Here is a 16,882-nt window from a genome sequence, read left to right on the forward strand (position 1 = left end):
GAATGCCAACGCCTGAGCGAAAGGATGTATACAATGGATTATTTCAGTACACGCGGCGCGGCGGAGCGCGTTTCCTCTGCCGCGGCGATTCTCAGTGGGCTCGCCGCAGACGGCGGACTCTTTGTCCCCGCAGCGTTCCCACAAGTCAGTCTCGCGGACATCGAAGCGCTCGTGCCGCTCTCCTATGAGGAGCGCGCAGTTCGCATCCTGCGCCCCTTTCTCACGGATTATACGGAGGAAGAGCTGGTAGAATGTGTGCGGCGCGCCTATGGGCACACGTTTGACGATGCGCGCCGGACGCCCGTGCGTGCGGTCGGCGGTCTCTCGGTGCTCGAGCTTTGGCACGGACCGACGAGCGCGTTCAAGGATATGGCGCTCCAACTCTTGCCGCAGCTCATGAGCGCGGCGCGTGAGAAAATGGGCGCGCGCGATACGATCCTCATCCTCGTTGCGACCTCCGGCGATACGGGGAAGGCGGCACTCGAAGGATTTGCGGATGCACCCGGCATTCGGATGATGGTATTCTATCCGGACGGCGGCGTCAGCCCCGTGCAGCGTCTCCAAATGGTGACGCAGGAAGGAGGGAATGTTAAGGTGGTCGCCGTGCGCGGCAACTTTGACGATGCGCAGAGCGGCGTAAAGGAGATCTTCGGCGACGCCGCGGCGCAGAAGGAGCTGGCGGTGTCGCATACGCGCCTCTCCTCGGCGAACTCGATCAACTGGGGACGCCTTGTGCCGCAGATTGTCTACTACTTCAGCTCGTATGCCGATCTCCTTGCCGAGGGGCGCATCCGTCTCGGCGATGCGGTAAACTATACCGTGCCGACGGGAAATTTCGGCGACATTCTCGCCGGCTTTTATGCAAAGCGCATGGGACTGCCCGTCGGGCGGCTCGTCTGCGCGTCGAATGCGAATAACGTGCTCACGGACTTCTTGCAGAGCGGCGTCTACGACCGCCGGCGGGAATTTTATCAGACTATCTCGCCGTCGATGGATATCCTTGTCTCGAGCAATCTCGAGCGGCTGCTCTATCATCTGACGGGAGATACGGCGCAGGTTGCCGCGTGGATGCGGGAACTGACGGAGACAGGCAGGTACGACGCGAGCGTCCTCCTGCCGCAGCTGCGCGAACATTTTTGGGCGGCATTTGCGGACGACGACGCGACGCGGGCGGAGATCCGCGCCGTCTACGAGCGGACAAAGTACACGCTCGATCCTCATACCGCGGTCGCCTACCGCGCGGCGGAGAATTATCGGCGCGCAACGGGGGATGAGCGCCCCATGGTCGTGCTCTCGACGGCAAGCCCGTATAAATTCGGCGTGAGCGTCCTCGAAGCCCTCGGCGCAGAGGCGGAGGACGATCCTTTCGCGCAGATGTCACGCCTGCATGACGTCAGCGGCATAGCGATCCCCGCAGGGCTGGCGGGACTGCGCGAGAAACCCGTGCGTCACACGGATGTCTGTGATCGGGACGGAATGCGCGCGGCTGTGCTCGCATTTGCCAAAGAGACACACTGAAAACCGTTCTATCAATAAAAACTTTATCTGCCAAAGAAGGATTTTTTGCGTATATGAAGAATTTTCTAACATGTACGAGTCATTATCTATTCCAATCTTTTTGGAGAAAGAGGTAGAGTGTCATGGCAACGATTGATCTCACACAATATGGCATTACAGGCACGACCGAGGTTGTTCACAACGCGAGCTACGACCAGCTGTTCCGCGAGGAGCTGCGTCCCGATCTGGAGGGATATGAGCGCGGGCAGGTCACAGAGATGGGCGACGCGGTCAACGTGATGACGGGCATCTATACGGGGCGCTCTCCGAAGGATAAATACATTGTGGACGACGAAACGTCGCATGACACGGTTTGGTGGACGTCGCCCGAGTACAAGAACGACAACCACCGCGCGACGCAAAAGGCGTGGAACGCCGTACGTGAGATCGCGATCCGCGAGCTGTGCAACAAGCGTCTCTTCGTGGTCGATGCGTTCTGCGGCGCAAATAAGAATACGCGCATGGCGGTGCGTTTCATCATGGAGGTGCCTTGGCAGGCGCATTTCGTGACGAATATGTTCATCCGCCCGACGGAGGAGGAGCTGAAGGAGTTCAAGCCGGACTTTATCGTCTACAATGCGGCAAAGGCGCGCGTGATGCATTTCGGCGACCTCGGGCTGAACTCCGAGACGGCGGTCATGTTCAACCTGACGAGCCGGGAGCAGATCATTGTCAATACATGGTACGGCGGCGAGATGAAAAAGGGTATGTTCTCGATGATGAACTACTACCTCCCCTTGAAGGGCATCGCATCCATGCACTGCTCGGCGAACACGGATAAACAGGGCGAGAATACGACGTTGTTCTTCGGACTCTCCGGCACGGGCAAGACGACGCTCTCGACCGACCACGAGCGTCTGCTCATCGGCGACGATGAGCACGGCTGGGACGACGAGGGCGTGTTCAACTACGAGGGCGGCTGCTACGCGAAGGTCATCAACCTCGACCCCGAAGCGGAGCCGGACATCTATGGGGCGATTAAGCGCAACGCGCTGCTCGAGAACGTCACGGTCGATCTCGCGGGGCATGTGGATTTTGCGGATAAGTCCGTCACGGAGAATACACGCGTTTCCTATCCCATTCATCATATTGAGCACATCGTCAAGGGGCATGTTCGTGATAAATCATCGGGTCCGCACGCAAAGCATGTAATCTTCCTCTCGGCGGACGCATTCGGCGTGCTGCCGCCGGTCTCGATCCTGACGCCGGAGCAGACGAAGTATTACTTCCTCTCGGGCTTCACGTCGAAACTTGCGGGCACGGAACGCGGCATCACGGAGCCGACGCCGACGTTCTCCGCGTGCTTTGGTCAGGCGTTCCTTGAGCTGCATCCGACGAAATACGCGGATGAGCTCGTGCGCAAGATGGAGGAGCACGGCTCGAAGGCGTTCCTCGTCAACACGGGCTGGAACGGTACGGGCAAGCGCATCTCGATTCAGGATACGCGCGGCATCATCCATGCGATCCAGAGCGGTGCGATCGACAGTGCGCCGACGAAGAAGATTCCGTATTTCGACTTTGAGGTGCCGACGGAGCTGCCGGGGGTCGATCCGAAGATCCTCGATCCGCGTGACACTTACGCGAGCCGCGTCGAGTGGGAGGAAAAGGCAAAGGATCTCGCCGAACGCTTTATCAAGAATTTCAAGAAATACGAGGGCAATGAAGAGGGGCAGAGTCTCGTCGCGGCGGGACCGAAACTCTAATCGTCGCTGACATCCATCGGCGCAGGGGCTGCCGCACAGGTGCGTATGACGCTGCCGTGCGGCAGTCTCTTTTTCGTAACATGAACGGAAGGGGGAGGCGTATGAATTTAGAGGACGGCATCAATAAGGTGCGCGGCGTGGGAATCCAAAAGGCGGCGGCGCTGCGTCGTCTCGGCATCGAGACGGTCTCCGACCTCCTGACCTACTATCCGCGCGCCTACGAGGATCAAAGCCGGATCACGCGGATCGCCGACCTGCGCCCCGGGACGCGCGCGACGATCGTGGGCGTCATTCATACGGTCGTGGAGCGACCGACGCGGCGGCGCGGCTTTACGGTGCTGACAGCGCTCGTCGGCGACGGGACGGGCTGCGCACAGGCGGTGTGGTTCAATCAACGCTTTCTGAAGAGCAAGCTGCGCGAAGGGCGGCGCATCTTCCTCAGCGGCAAGGCGGACTATGCCTATGGGGGCGGCGGACAGCTCGCCCTCACGCAGATCACCGCGCTCGAATTTCTCGGTGCGGAGGAGTCGCCGGCGTCTCGGCTCGGCATTTTGCCGATCTATGCGGCGACCGAGGGGCTGACGCAAAAGCAATTGCGGCAAATGATGGAATACGCACTGCGCGAGACGGCGGCGGAGCTGACGGAGACGCTGCCCGACGCCGTGCTCACGGAATACGGTCTCGTCGGGCGGGCGGATGCCTTTCGCCGGATTCATTTTCCAAAGCGCGCGGAGGAGCTGAGCGCCGCACGCCGGCGTCTTGCCTTTGAAGAACTCTACCTCATCCAATGCGGACTGCTCGCGCTTAAAAAGCGCAGTGTGGAATCGCAGCGCGGGATCGCCCACCGGGAAAACGGCGCGCGTGTTGCCGCAGTGCTGGAGGCTCTGCCGTTTACGCTGACGGAGGATCAACAGACGGTGTGGCGGGAGGTCGCGCGCGATATGGAGTCGCCGCTGCCGATGCGCCGCCTCGTGCAGGGGGATGTCGGCTCGGGCAAAACGGCGATCGCCCTGCTCGCGCTCGTCAAGACGGTGGAGAGCGGCCGGCAGGGGGCGTTCATGGCGCCGACCGAGATCCTTGCGCGGCAGCATTATGATTACCTCCAAGAACTCTTGACGCCGCTCGGCATCCGCGTCGCGTTCCTCTCGGGGCGGCTCGCGAAGAAGGCGCGGACGGAGACGGACGCGGCCCTTGCGGCACATGAGGTCGATATTGTCGTCGGCACGCACGCGCTGATTGAGGATCATGTCGCCTTTGCCGCGCTCGGACTCGTCGTTACGGACGAGCAGCACCGCTTTGGCGTCGCGCAGCGATCCGCGCTTGAAAAAAAGAGCGAGGTGACGCCGGACGTCCTCGTCATGACGGCGACGCCGATCCCGCGCACGATGACGCTCACGGTCTACGGCGATCTCGACGTCTCGCGCATCGAGCATCTGCCGCCCGGACGCCGCGCAATCCGCACGTTCCTGCGCACGGACGCGGCGCGGGCAAAGATCTATGCGTTTGTGCGTAAGGAGATTGAGAGCGGGCGGCAGGCATACGTCGTCTGTCCGCGCATCGAAGCGAGCGAGGAGAGCGATCTGCCGTCGGCGGAGGAAGTTTACGACGAGCTTTCGCGCGGCGTGTTCCGCGGGATTCGCTGCGGGCTTCTGCACGGGCGGATGAAGGCGGCGGACAAGGACGCGGTCATGCGGGATTTTTACGAAGATCGGATCAAGCTCCTCGTATCGACGACCGTCATTGAGGTCGGCGTCAACGTGCCGAACGCGAGCATCCTCGTCGTCGAGCACGCGGAGCGGTTCGGGCTGGCACAGCTCCATCAGCTGCGCGGGCGCGTGGGGCGCGGCGCATACGCGTCGTACTGCATCCTCATCGCGGGGGCGAGCGCGGCGCAGGCGGAGCGGCTGAAAGTCATTGAGCAGACGAGCGACGGATTCCGTCTCGCCGAGGAGGATCTGCGCCTGCGCGGCCCCGGGCAGTTCTTTGGGGCGATGCAGCACGGACTCGGGGATCTGAAGATCGCCGACGTCCTCGCCGACATGGATCTCCTGCTGCTCGCGCGCAAGGCGGCGCTCCGCACACTCGACGATCCCGCCGCGCTCGCCTTTGTCCTGCCCGCCATCCGCCGGCAGTACCGCGGACAATTCGATCATATTTGGCAAATATAGGCATTGTATTAGTGCGTTCAGATGGTGTAAGATAGAAATATCATCAAGGGGAGGAAAGCATCATGAGCAACAAGGAACAGGCTCCGGGCTGGCTGCAGGCAGAGGAAGCCATTCGTGCGGCGCTGCAAAGTCGGAAAAACGAATTGTTTGCGGCGTTCGAGCAGGGCTATATCGCGGATATGAAACACGCGTGGACCGACGGCTATGCGGCGGGCAGCGCCGCAGGAAAAGCGGAGGCCAAGCAGGAGGGGATCTCCGAAGGTGAGTTCCGCGGGCGTAAGCAAGGCATCATTTATGCCGCACTCAATCTCCTGCGCGATGGGATGCCGCCCGACAAGGTTGCAAAGATTGCGGAGCTGCCGGAGCTCATCATCCGCAAGCTCGCATCCGACAATGGCATAGATGTTTCGTAGAAAAAGAAGACGCTGACGTGCGGAGGCAGACCTCTAGTATATGGTTATCGTAATCCGATACCAAAGGTGGAATTTTTCGCCGATTTGGGCTTGACAGGCTAATATACCATCTGTTATAATTCATCTCGTCGTTTGGCAATAAACGATACTCGGGGTTATAGCTCAGTTGGTTAGAGTGTCTCGTTGACATCGAGGAGGTCACAAGTTCGAATCTTGTTAACCCCACCATTTTGTTACATCTGTCCGCAAATTTGCGGATTTTTTATTCGTTGCTCACTTAGCTCAGTTGGTAGAGCATCTCCGTCACATGGAGGGGGTCGGGGGTTCGAATCCCTCAGTGAGCACCATCTAGGATATTCTAAGAAGGTTTTCTGCGGATGTGGGAGACCTTTTTTTTGTTGCTGTGATGATAAAACTATGAGCCTGTCCTTCTGAAAAAATATACGGGACTTGACGGCTTTGCTATAATGGTAATCGTTAGGAGAACTTTTTCGAATGCCTGCGGGAGGGTGAGGGAAATCGAATTTCATGCGTTGACAAAGGAAGACAAGCCGCTGCTGGATCGATATTTTCGTGCGAACTACTATGAAAACTCGCATTTTAACTTTACAAATCTCTATATGTGGCGCGAGCCGTTCCGCGTGCAGATCACGGAGGAGGACGACGTTCTCTATGTGACGAGCGAGTGGAAGGGCAAGGTCGCGGCGCTCCAGCCGTTCTGCGATCCCGCGCTCTACCGGGCTGCAACGAAAAAAATACTTGCGTATTTCGAGGAGATCGGGCAGCCGTTTCACATCTACGATATGGAGCGCGGCTATGCGGACTTTTTGAAGAGCTGCGACTGCGCCTCGCTCGAGGTCGTGGCGGACCGCGACAACTACGACTATGTGTATCTCGCGGAAAAGCTCATCACGCTCGCGGGGCGCAAGATGCACTCGAAGAAGAATCATTTGAACGCATTCCGCAAGGAACATCCCGAGGCGGAGTTCCGCCCCATCACGGACGAGATCGTGACGCAGTGCAAGCTGGAGCTGAACAGCTGGTACAAGCAGCACCGGCAGGACGACGGCACAGTCGATCCGTTCATCGGCTACGAGCGCACGGCGATTCTCGAGGTGCTGAACAACTTCGAGGACTTTGGTCTGAAGGGCGGCGCGATCCTGATGGACGGGCGCGTGGTCGCCTTTACCTTCGGCGAACAGCTCAACACCGACACGGCGGTCATCCATGTGGAAAAGGCAGATCCCGAGGTGCGCGGCGCATATCCGGCGATCAATCAGGGCTTTGTCGAATACGCGTGGAGCGGCATGACCTACATCAACCGCGAGGAGGATATGGGCATTGAGGGACTGCGCAAGGCAAAGGAATCGTACAAGCCCGAGAAGCTGATCGAAAAGTTCAACGCGACGCTGCGCTCAAACGATTGCAAAGCGTTATGAGATGTGATAAGATAGCACAACGCTAGGAGAATGCAGGCAAAGCCCTTCGCCCCGATTAGCGGCGCGGGGCTTTTCTGTTATTCTGTTCTATGATGCATGGACGGGGGGATTCGTCATGAATTACACGAAATACGCCAAGGGATACTATATGCCGCCCGAGATTTCGCTCGACTGGCTGAAGAAGGATGCGCCCGATCACGCGCCCGTGTGGTGCAGCGTCGATCTGCGCGACGGCAACCAGTCGCTGATGATCCCGATGAGCCTTGACGAAAAGCTCGCCTTCTTCAACCTCCTCGTGCGCGTGGGATTCAAGGAAATCGAGGTCGGATTCCCGGCGGCGTCCGAGACGGAGTATGAGTTCCTGCGCCGCCTTGTGGAGGACGATCTCATCCCGGACGACGTGACAGTGCAGGTGCTCACGCAGGCGCGCGAGCACATCATCCGCAGGACGTTCGACGCGCTGCGCGGCGTGAAGAACGCCATTGTTCATGTCTACAATTCGACCTCCGTCGCACAGCGCGAACAGGTCTTTCAAAAGTCAAAAGAAGAGATTTTGGAGATCGCGGTCGAGGGGGCGGAACTCCTCAAAAAGCTGACGGAGGAAGCGGGCGCAAACTACCGCTTCGAATATTCGCCGGAGAGCTTCACGGGGACGGAACCGGAGTACGCACTCGAGGTCTGCAACGCTGTGCTCGACGTCTGGCAGCCCACACCCGAGCGCAAGGCGATCATCAATTTGCCCGTGACTGTGCAGATGTCGATGCCGCACGTCTACGGGATGCAGGTCGCCTATGTGGGGGCGCATCTCAAGTACCGCGACGCCGTTGTGCTCTCCCTGCACCCGCACAACGACCGCGGCTGCGGCGTGGCGGACGCGGAGATGGGACTGCTCGCGGGCGCGGATCGGCTCGAGGGGACGCTCTTCGGCAACGGCGAGCGCACGGGCAACGTGGACATCATCACGGTCGCGATGAATATGTGCGCGCTCGGCGTCGACCCGCAGCTCGATTTTTCCAATCTGCCGCATCTCGTCGAGGTCTACGAGCGGGTCACGCGGATGCAGGTGAGTCCGCGGCAGCCGTACGCGGGATCGCTCGTCTTTGCCGCGTTCTCCGGCTCGCATCAGGATGCGATCGCCAAGGGGATGAAGCATTGGGAGGAGCAGAAACCCGAAAAATGGTCGCTGCCGTACCTCTACATCGATCCCAAGGACGTCGGGCGCACCTACGACGGCGACGTCATCCGCATCAACAGTCAGTCCGGCAAGGGCGGTGTCGCCTACATCATGGAGCAGCAGTACGGCGTCGTCATGCCGAAACAGATGCGCGAGGACTTCGGCTACCGCGTCAAATCCGCTTCTGACAACAGGCACAAGGAGCTGCAGCCCGACGAGATCTACAAAGTCTTTGCGGACACCTACGTCAACCTCCCATTCCCCTATGAACTGGTGGATTTCCTGTTGAAAAAACTGCCCGACGGCACGCGTGTCGGCGATGTGCATCTGAAGGTGGACGGTGAGGAGCGCACCTATGAGGCGCGCGGCAACGGCCGTCTCGACGCGATCTCAAACGCGCTTCAGCAGAATCTCGAACTGTCCTACACGAACCTCACCTACAGCGAGCACGCTCTTGAGATCGGGCAAAACTCGCGCGCGATTTCCTACATCAGCATCACGGGAGCGGACGGCAAGGTGCATTGGGGCGTCGGACTCGACACCGACATTATCACCTCGTCCGTGCTTGCACTCTTTTCTGCCGTCAACCGCATGAAAGCGGGGCATTGAGGCATTGAGGCATTGATGCGATGACGGATATAGTCGCCGAAAAGTTAAAACTCCTCCCGGACACGCCGGGGGTCTACATCATGAAGGACGAGCGCGGCAAGATCATCTATGTCGGCAAGGCGATCGTCCTCAAAAACCGCGTGCGGCAGTACTTTCAGAGCAGCCGAAACCAAGCGCCGAAGGTGCGCGCGATGGTCTCTCACGTCGCCGATTTCGAGACCATCATGACGGCGAACGAGGTCGAATCGCTCATCCTCGAAGCAAACCTCATCAAAAAACATCGCCCGCGGTACAATATTCGCCTGAAGGACGACAAGAGCTACCCCTATGTCAAGGTGACGATGCAGGAGGATTTCCCGCGCGTCTTTATCACGCGTCGCGTGCTGCGCGACGGGGCGCGCTACTTCGGCCCTTATACGAACGTGACGGCGCTCCGGGACAGCCTCAAACTCCTGAAGCGTCTTTTTCCTCTGCGCACCTGCCGCAAGATGCCCGAGCGTCCCTGTCTCGAATACCACATCAAGCGGTGTCTCGCGCCCTGCGTGGACAAGGTGACGAAAGAGGACTATGCGGCGATGATCCGCGCCGTGCTGCTCTTCCTTGAGGGGCGGACGGACGACGTGGAGCGCGAGCTTGAGCAGCGGATGCAGCTTGCCGCTGAAGCCTATCATTTTGAAACGGCGGCGCGCCTGCGGGATCAGCTCGTCTCCGTGCGCAAGGCGGCGGAGCGGCAGAATATCGTCACGGGCGCGGGCGATCAGGATGCCGTGGGCATGGCGCGCGCGGGGGCGGGCGTCTGCGTGCAGATCTTCTTCATCCGCGGCGGCAAGATGATCGGACGCGAACACTTCCTCCTGCGCGGGAGCGACGAGGAGCGCGACGAGGACGTTCTGCGCGCCTTTCTCGAGCAGTATTACAACGCCGCGACGTTCGTGCCGCGCGAGGTTCTCCTGCCGCTTGACATCGGCGCGGCGGAGCGCGCGGTCATCGAGCGCTGGCTCGCGGACAAAAAGGGCGGCGGCAGGGTCGCACTCCTCACGCCGCAGCGCGGCACAAAGCGCGACATCGTCGTCATGGCGACGGGGAACGCCCGGAAGTTTCTCGCCGACGAGGAGACGCGCCGCGCGCTTGCGGATGAGCAGAATATGGGGGCGGTTGAAGAACTCGGGCGCTATCTCGGGCTGAAAAAAGCTCCGTACCGCATGGAGTGTTTTGACATCTCGCACAACCAAGGGCAGGAGACCGTCGCCTCGATGGTCGTCTTTGAGGGCGGTATGCCGAAGAAATCGGATTATCGCCGCTTTAAGATCCGCAGCGCGGAAGGAAAGCCCGACGACTTCCTCTCCATGCGCGAGGTGACGACGCGCCGCTATGTCGGTCTGCCCGCCGAGGAACTGCCCGACCTCATCATCATCGATGGCGGCAAGGGGCAGCTCTCCTCCGCACTCGAGATCATCCGCGGCGCGGCGGGGCACAGCGCCGTTCCCGTGGTCGGACTCGCGAAGCAGTTCGAGCTGATTTTTGTGGAAGGCGAATCGGAACCGGTCGAACTCCCGCGCCGCAGCGACGCGCTCTATCTCGTCCAGCGCATTCGAGACGAAGCACACCGATTTGCGATCACCTATCACCGCAGTCTGCGCGGCAAACGCAACCTCGTCTCCGTATTGGATCATATCGTCGGCGTCGGACCGAAGCGGAGGCAGGCGCTGCGCGAGCACTTTGGAACGATTGAAAAGATGAAGGCAGCAAGCGTGGACGAGCTCGTTTCCGTGCGCGGAATGAATCGTCCTGCAGCCGAAGCGGTCTATCATTTCTTCGAAGTACAGCGGAATCTGCGCGGAAAATGATAGAACGATAAATGATAGGATTATACCACTAAAATGACGATCTGAACCATTGTGAAGCAGTTCAGATTATTATAGAATAATCAAAAAGATTTGAATTGACGACACTCTTACATAAAGGAGGTGTCGTACGGTGAACATCTTTTCTCGCGTTTTGACTGCATGTGTCCTAATCGTATTGGCAACAACACTGACAGACTGCGGCAGTTCCAAGCAGCAATTCGAGACGGATGATAATACCGTCGTTGTCTATAACTGCAATACGGAGGACTGGACGGCACCCATTGCAAAAGAATTTCAGGAAGAAACCGGAATCCGCGTGAAACTCATCGCCGGCGGCTCGGGAGAGCTGATGGCGCGCGTACGCACAGAGAAGGAAGACCCGCGCGGCGACGTCCTATGGGGCGGAGCTGCGGACGCCTACGCGGCGCTTACACCTTGTTTAGAGCCGTATGACTCCCCTGAAAAAACGGGGATCGATCCGCATTTTGTGCGGGCGGACAATGTTTTTTACAGCGTGACGATGGATCCCTTCGTATTGGCGTACAATACGGATCTGGTCAGCGAAGCGGATGCACCGCAGGGCTGGCGGGATCTCCTCGATCCCAAATTTCGCGGACGCATCGCGCTCGCGGATCCGGCGAAAACGAGTTCCGTCTATGCGCTGCTGTTTACCATGACCGATGTGCTCGGCGATGTGTCCGTGATCGGGCAGCTTGCCGAACATTTAGACGGCAAAATTGCCGCAGGTTCCGCCGCACAGATGAAGGCGGTTGCCGACGGCGAGTACGCCGTTACCGCAACCTTTGAAGCTGCGGTCATGCGCTGTATTGACACGGGCGCACATGTGAAGATTGTCTATCCGAAAGAGGGGACACAGATCTCCTCGGGCGGCATTGCCGTCATTCGGAATGCAAAACACATGGAAAATGCCAAAAAATTTCTTAATTTCGTCATGAGCAAGGAGGTTCATGAGCGCTTCGCGCAGTATGACCGCCGCTCGACACGCGCCGATATACCGGCGCCCGAGAATCTTCGACCTCTTGCGGAGATCCAATTTACACGATTTGATACGCAGCGTGCCCTTTCCTTTCGGGACGAGTTCCTAAGCAAGTGGCGCGCGGCGATTATCAAATAAATCCCCATTTCCCCCATCCCCCCATCCCCCCATTCCCATATTTTCCCCTTCCAAGACCGTCACATTTTGTGGCGGTTTTTCCAATTTTATAGTAATTTACACTTGACATTATCCGAGTTTATCTTTATTCTGTATGTTAAGACATTGAATGCGGTTTTTTTCGTATTCGTTGCCCGCGTGCAGAAGGATAGGACTATGAGTGTTATGAAATCGCCCGAGTTCAGTTACCGGAAACAGCTTCTCGTCTATCTGATGCTCGGCGGACTCCTGCCGCTCCTTCTTGCCTCGGCGATGATTCTCTACGCGGCGGGCGAGGTATATGAGAATATGCAGGCGAAGAGCGGACGCGCCGAGGTGCAGCGCATCTCGCAGGAGATCGATACGCTCGTGAACAATTACGAACGCCTGATGAATCCTCTGCTCGTCGGGGGCGAAACTATCGCCTTCCTGCGCGGGTCGCGGGAGAACGTGGAGGAGATCTACGGCAGTCTCTATGCGATCCTTGCGGGGCATGCGGGGGAAGCCGCCCTCTATCTGCTCTCCGCCGACGGACGGCAGGTCATCGCCACGGACGATGTGCCGCGCGCCTATGCACTGCCGGAAAATCTCGACTGGGGGCTGCTCGGTCAGGCGAGCCGGTCGCGCGATTGGGTGGCGTCGGCGGCGGATAAATACGCCGCCGACCGCAGCGAGGTGGTCTTTTCGCTCGCGCGCGCGATTCGCCGTGGAGACGAACTGCTCGGTTTTGCCGTCATCGACATCAAGCGGGAAGCGCTCGTGCCGCTCATACAGCGCGTGCAGGAGGGGCGCGAGGGGCGCATCATTTTAACGGATCGCTATCAATATGTCATGCTGAACATGCAGGACTACCGCAGCGAGGGATTTTCGCCGCTGCGCTCCTCGGATGAGGTGCAGGAGACGGCGGAGCCCGCTGTGCGCGACTATATGTATACGTCGCAGGAGACCTCGTTCCATATTTATCTGCGACAGTACAATGATCCTGCGCCGCTTGACTATTTGCTTCGTCTCATCGTCATCGTGGACGCCGTTGCGCTCTGCATCACGGCGTATCTGTCCTACCGTCTGAGCCGCAAACTTTGGCAGCCGCTGCACACGCTTGCGACCGCGATGCGCCGCGTGCGGTATGAGGATGATTTCTCCGTGCAGGTTGACATCCGGCGCGGTGACGAGATCGGCGAGCTCGCGCTCACCTTTAACGGACTCATCGAACATGTCCGGACGCTCCTTGCGGAGAACCGCGCGCGCGAGCGCACGCTGCGCATCGCGCAGGTCAAATCTCTGACGGAGATGATGCGTCCGCATTTTATCTACAATACGCTCAACCTCATTAAGTGGAGCGCAAAGCTCGGCGACAGCGAGGGAGCCGCCGACATCGCAGTGCAGCTAGGGAAACTCCTGCGCGCTTCTGTCAATATGAAGGAGTTCGTCACGGTGGCAGACGAGCTCATGTTTCTGCGCACCTATTTGAAGATTCAGCAGCGGCGCTTTGAGGGGCGCCTGAACGTCACGGTGCGCGTGGATTCCGGGATCTATAAATGTTATGTGCCGAAGCTCATTTTGCAGCCGCTCGTGGAAAATGCGATTCAGCACGGACTTGAGGGGCTTGAGCGCGGCGGCAGCATTGCGATTGTCGGGGGGAGGACGGAAGGTTATTTGGTCTTCCGCGTCGCGGATAACGGGCAGGGAATCCCGCCTGAGCGATGCCGGGAGATCATGCGGCACAGGGATGATAATCATTTTGGTCTCTACAATGTGCACATGCGTGCCGCACTCAACGGCGATGCGCACTGCGGCATTGAGCTTCACAGTAAGGAAGGAGAGGACACCGAAGTCGTGCTGACACTGAAAGCATGGGAGGAGGCTCCCCATTATGATTAAGGTACTCATCATTGACGATGAGCCGCTGCAGCGGCAGGGCATTGTGCGCATGACGCCGTGGACGGACTTTGACGCCGAGGTCGTCGGCGATACCGGCAGCGGCATGGAGGGGATTCTCCTTGCGCGCCGGCTGCGTCCCGACGTTCTCATTGTGGATATCAAAATGCCGGGCATCTCGGGCCTTGAGGTCATCGAACAGCTCCGCAATGAAATCGACGCGGAGTACATTATTCTCTCCGGCTACGGAGAGTTCGAGTTCGCGCAGCAGGCGATCGCGCTCGGCGTCTGCGCCTATCTGCTGAAACCCCTCGACGACGAGGAACTTGCCGCCGCCATGAAAGAGGGGGCGGAGCGCATCTATCGGCGCCGCGCCCGCGCGGAGGAGCCGCAGGAGGAGAGGGACGGCCGGCCGACCATCCGTATCCCACAGGAGGAACCCGTGCGTGGTTATCTGCTCCATGCCGTCCGTTACATGGAGGAGCATATGGAGCACTCCATCACGGTGCGCGAGGTCGCCGAGGAGCTCGGCATCAGTGTCAGCTATCTGCACAAACTCTTTGCGCGCTGCGGCACGTCCTTCAGCGCGTATCTCACGGAGTGCCGCCTGCACCGCGCGGGGAAAATGCTGCGCGAGAGCGACGAGAAGATCTACGTTATCGCCGCGGCGTGCGGCTATCAGGACACGCGTTATTTCAGCAAGATCTTTCAAAAACATACAGGTCTCAAACCGACGGAATACCGCAGCGAAAAAATTTCGTAAAAAATCTTCTTACCCTCTAGTCAAAACCGGAAAAATGTTGTAATATAATAATTGTTATTGGATAATAACTCTATATGAGTTTTATATCCCGTATCACATATTTACGACTGTGTATTATATTTATATAGGAGGGTTTTCAATGAAGACATGGGTTTGTACGGTTTGCGGCTGGATCTATGACGAGGCCGCCGGAGATCCCGACTACGATCTCGCCGCAGGTGTGGCGTTTGAAGATCTGCCGGAGGATTTTGTCTGCCCGCTCTGCGGCGTGGATAAGACTCTGTTTGAGCAGCAGGAGTGAATTTCGGACGGTACACAAAAAACGAGTCCCGCGTTTGCGGGGCTTTTTTATTGTGAGAGAATGGGTCGCTTTTGTATACCTCCTTGGTCTCACATCTATTGTTACACAACAAAACTCCTATGACTCTTAACACCTCTTAATTGATTGCAATCTAAATGTTTGTTATAATAGTCACATTGTATACAAGAAAAGGGGCGAGGCGATGATACGGCTGATCTTTTCGGATATGGACGGGACGCTGCTGGACGAGAACGGGCGGCTGCCGGAGGAATTTGGGGATCTGTACCTGCGGCTGCGGGAACGCGGCATCATCTTTGCACCCGCCTCGGGGCGGCAGTATGCATCGCTGCGCCGGACGTTCGCACCGTGGCAGGAGGAGATGATCTTCGTCGCGGAGAACGGGACGATGGTGGTGGATCGCGGCGGGCGGGAGCTGTTCGCTAGCCCCGTAGATCGTGCACTCGCCCTCAGTGTTTTGCAGACAGGAGCGGAGAACCCGGCGGCGTACTCTGTGTTATGCGGGAAAAAACATGGTTATGTGCTGAGAAAAGAAGCGGTGCCGTCCTTTTGTACGCATCTCAATCAATTCGTCACAAAGGCGGAGTTCGTCGAGTCTTTTGCAGCAGTGGATGATGAGCCCATCAAAATGTCCTTCTGTGACCTCATGGGCAACGCGGAGACGACGATCCTCCCGCAGATGCTCGCCTACGAGGGGCGGCTCCAAGTCTCGCTCTCGAGCCGCGAGTGGGTCGATCTCTACAATTGCGGCGTCAGTAAGGGTGCGGCGGCGCGGCACATCCAAGAGGCGCTCGGCATTGCTCCCGAAGAGTGTGCGGCGTTCGGCGACTATGAGAATGATCTCGAGCTGATGGACGCCGTGACGCACAGCTTTGCGATGGAGAACGCGCTGCCATCCGTGAAGGCACGTGCTCGTTATACCGCACCGAGCAACAGCGCGCACGGTGTGACGGTGATCTGTGAGCGCATTCTCGCGGGCGACTACGACTGAGGTGTGCCATGCGATTTGACTACCATATGCATCTCGAATACGGCTCCTACGACGAGGACTATGCGGAGGGATTCTTCCAAGCAGCGGCGGAGCGCGGCATCGCAGAGATCGGGTTCTCCGAGCACTCACATACCTTTCCCGAGTTCGAGCAGCTTTACTACGACGACCTTATCTTAGATGACAGTTTCGTCGGCAGCTTTCAGAAAAAATGGCTGCGGACGAATAAGTTCAAATATACACTTGACGAATATTTTTCCTTCATCGAGAAATTAAAGAAGAAACACAGGGTGCTCGCGGGCATCGAGGTCTGCAATTTTCAAAATCAAGAAGCGGTCGCAAAGATCCTTCGCGCCTATCCGTTCGATTATATCATCGGATCGGTGCATTTCCTTGGCGGGTGGGCGTATGATACGGGGGCTCTTGTCGAGGAGTGGCCGCGTCACGACCTTCGGGACATTTACGAACAGTATACGGTCGAAGTGGAGCATCTCGCGGCGGCGGGGCTCTACGATGCACTCGGGCATCCCTTCAACATCAGGCTTTACAAACATTTTCCGGACTTCGACGTGACGACGTACCTCATGCGCGCAGCGGAGGCAATGCGCAGGGCTGATATGATTGTCGACCTGAACACGGGGACGTACTATCGTTATCCGGTGCAGGAATTTTCCCCGTATCCGGATTTTATGCGCGCGGCGCGGGCATATGATCTGCCCGTCATCACGACGTCGGATGCGCATCAGCCCGCCGACTGCGGGCGTTACAACGAGGAGGCTGCGCAGTATGCGCGCTCCTTTGGCTATACCGATCAGATTCGTTTTACAGGCGCGCGCGGGAGGGAGCTTGTGCCGCTCGTATAGATTTTTCT

13 protein-coding genes and 2 tRNA genes are annotated in these 16,882 nt (G+C 58.4%); all 15 read left to right on the top strand.

Annotated features, from left to right (window positions below; all coding sequences use genetic code 11):
* Positions 1 to 33: 33 nt before the first annotated feature.
* Entirely contained in the window at positions 34 to 1,518 is a 1,485-nt protein-coding gene (gene thrC, locus HMPREF1147_RS07595; protein ID WP_009658323.1) for a threonine synthase, read from the top strand.
* Between the two features lie 122 nt (positions 1,519 to 1,640).
* Positions 1,641 to 3,260, top strand: a complete 1,620-nt coding sequence (gene pckA / locus HMPREF1147_RS07600) for a phosphoenolpyruvate carboxykinase (ATP) (protein ID WP_009658380.1) — start codon at positions 1,641 to 1,643, stop codon at positions 3,258 to 3,260.
* Positions 3,261 to 3,340: 80 nt separating this feature from the next.
* On the top strand, positions 3,341 to 5,428 hold the full coding sequence (recG, locus tag HMPREF1147_RS07605; RefSeq protein WP_255345147.1) for an ATP-dependent DNA helicase RecG: 2,088 nt from the start codon (positions 3,341 to 3,343) through the stop codon (positions 5,426 to 5,428).
* 62 nt (positions 5,429 to 5,490) lie between these two features.
* Positions 5,491 to 5,841 carry a hypothetical protein gene (locus HMPREF1147_RS07610; protein WP_009438908.1) on the top strand — a complete coding sequence of 117 codons (351 nt, stop codon included), beginning with the start codon at positions 5,491 to 5,493 and terminating at the stop codon, positions 5,839 to 5,841.
* Between the two features lie 151 nt (positions 5,842 to 5,992).
* Positions 5,993 to 6,069 (top strand) — tRNA-Val (locus HMPREF1147_RS07615).
* A 43-nt stretch (positions 6,070 to 6,112) separates the two neighbouring features.
* Positions 6,113 to 6,188 (top strand) — tRNA-Val (locus tag HMPREF1147_RS07620).
* 162 nt (positions 6,189 to 6,350) lie between these two features.
* On the top strand, positions 6,351 to 7,280 hold the full coding sequence (locus HMPREF1147_RS07625; protein WP_037351299.1) for a phosphatidylglycerol lysyltransferase domain-containing protein: 930 nt from the start codon (positions 6,351 to 6,353) through the stop codon (positions 7,278 to 7,280).
* Between the two features lie 115 nt (positions 7,281 to 7,395).
* Positions 7,396 to 9,063: a 2-isopropylmalate synthase gene (locus HMPREF1147_RS07630; protein ID WP_009438647.1), complete on the top strand. Its 1,668-nt coding sequence runs from the start codon at positions 7,396 to 7,398 to the stop codon at positions 9,061 to 9,063.
* Positions 9,064 to 9,083: 20 nt separating this feature from the next.
* Positions 9,084 to 10,910 carry an excinuclease ABC subunit UvrC gene (gene uvrC / locus HMPREF1147_RS07635; RefSeq protein WP_009658343.1) on the top strand — a complete coding sequence of 609 codons (1,827 nt, stop codon included), beginning with the start codon at positions 9,084 to 9,086 and terminating at the stop codon, positions 10,908 to 10,910.
* Between the two features lie 130 nt (positions 10,911 to 11,040).
* Positions 11,041 to 12,045: an ABC transporter substrate-binding protein gene (locus HMPREF1147_RS07640; RefSeq protein WP_009658296.1), complete on the top strand. Its 1,005-nt coding sequence runs from the start codon at positions 11,041 to 11,043 to the stop codon at positions 12,043 to 12,045.
* 195 nt (positions 12,046 to 12,240) lie between these two features.
* Positions 12,241 to 13,944, top strand: coding sequence for a sensor histidine kinase (locus HMPREF1147_RS07645; protein ID WP_009658368.1), 1,704 nt, complete (start codon positions 12,241 to 12,243; stop codon positions 13,942 to 13,944).
* Positions 13,937 to 14,704 carry a helix-turn-helix domain-containing protein gene (locus HMPREF1147_RS07650; RefSeq protein ID WP_009658394.1) on the top strand — a complete coding sequence of 256 codons (768 nt, stop codon included), beginning with the start codon at positions 13,937 to 13,939 and terminating at the stop codon, positions 14,702 to 14,704. Before HMPREF1147_RS07645 ends, HMPREF1147_RS07650 begins: the two co-directional genes overlap by 8 nt.
* A gap of 139 nt (positions 14,705 to 14,843) precedes the next feature.
* Positions 14,844 to 15,005: a rubredoxin gene (locus HMPREF1147_RS07655; RefSeq protein WP_009350476.1), complete on the top strand. Its 162-nt coding sequence runs from the start codon at positions 14,844 to 14,846 to the stop codon at positions 15,003 to 15,005.
* Positions 15,006 to 15,207: 202 nt separating this feature from the next.
* Positions 15,208 to 16,014: a Cof-type HAD-IIB family hydrolase gene (locus HMPREF1147_RS07660; protein WP_009658385.1), complete on the top strand. Its 807-nt coding sequence runs from the start codon at positions 15,208 to 15,210 to the stop codon at positions 16,012 to 16,014.
* Positions 16,015 to 16,022: 8 nt separating this feature from the next.
* Entirely contained in the window at positions 16,023 to 16,874 is an 852-nt protein-coding gene (locus HMPREF1147_RS07665) for a histidinol-phosphatase (RefSeq protein WP_009658357.1), read from the top strand.
* Positions 16,875 to 16,882: the final 8 nt, after the last annotated feature.

The sequence above is a fragment of the Selenomonas sp. FOBRC9 genome (assembly GCF_000287655.1).
Classification (GTDB): Bacteria; Bacillota; Negativicutes; order Selenomonadales; family Selenomonadaceae; genus Centipeda; species Centipeda artemidis.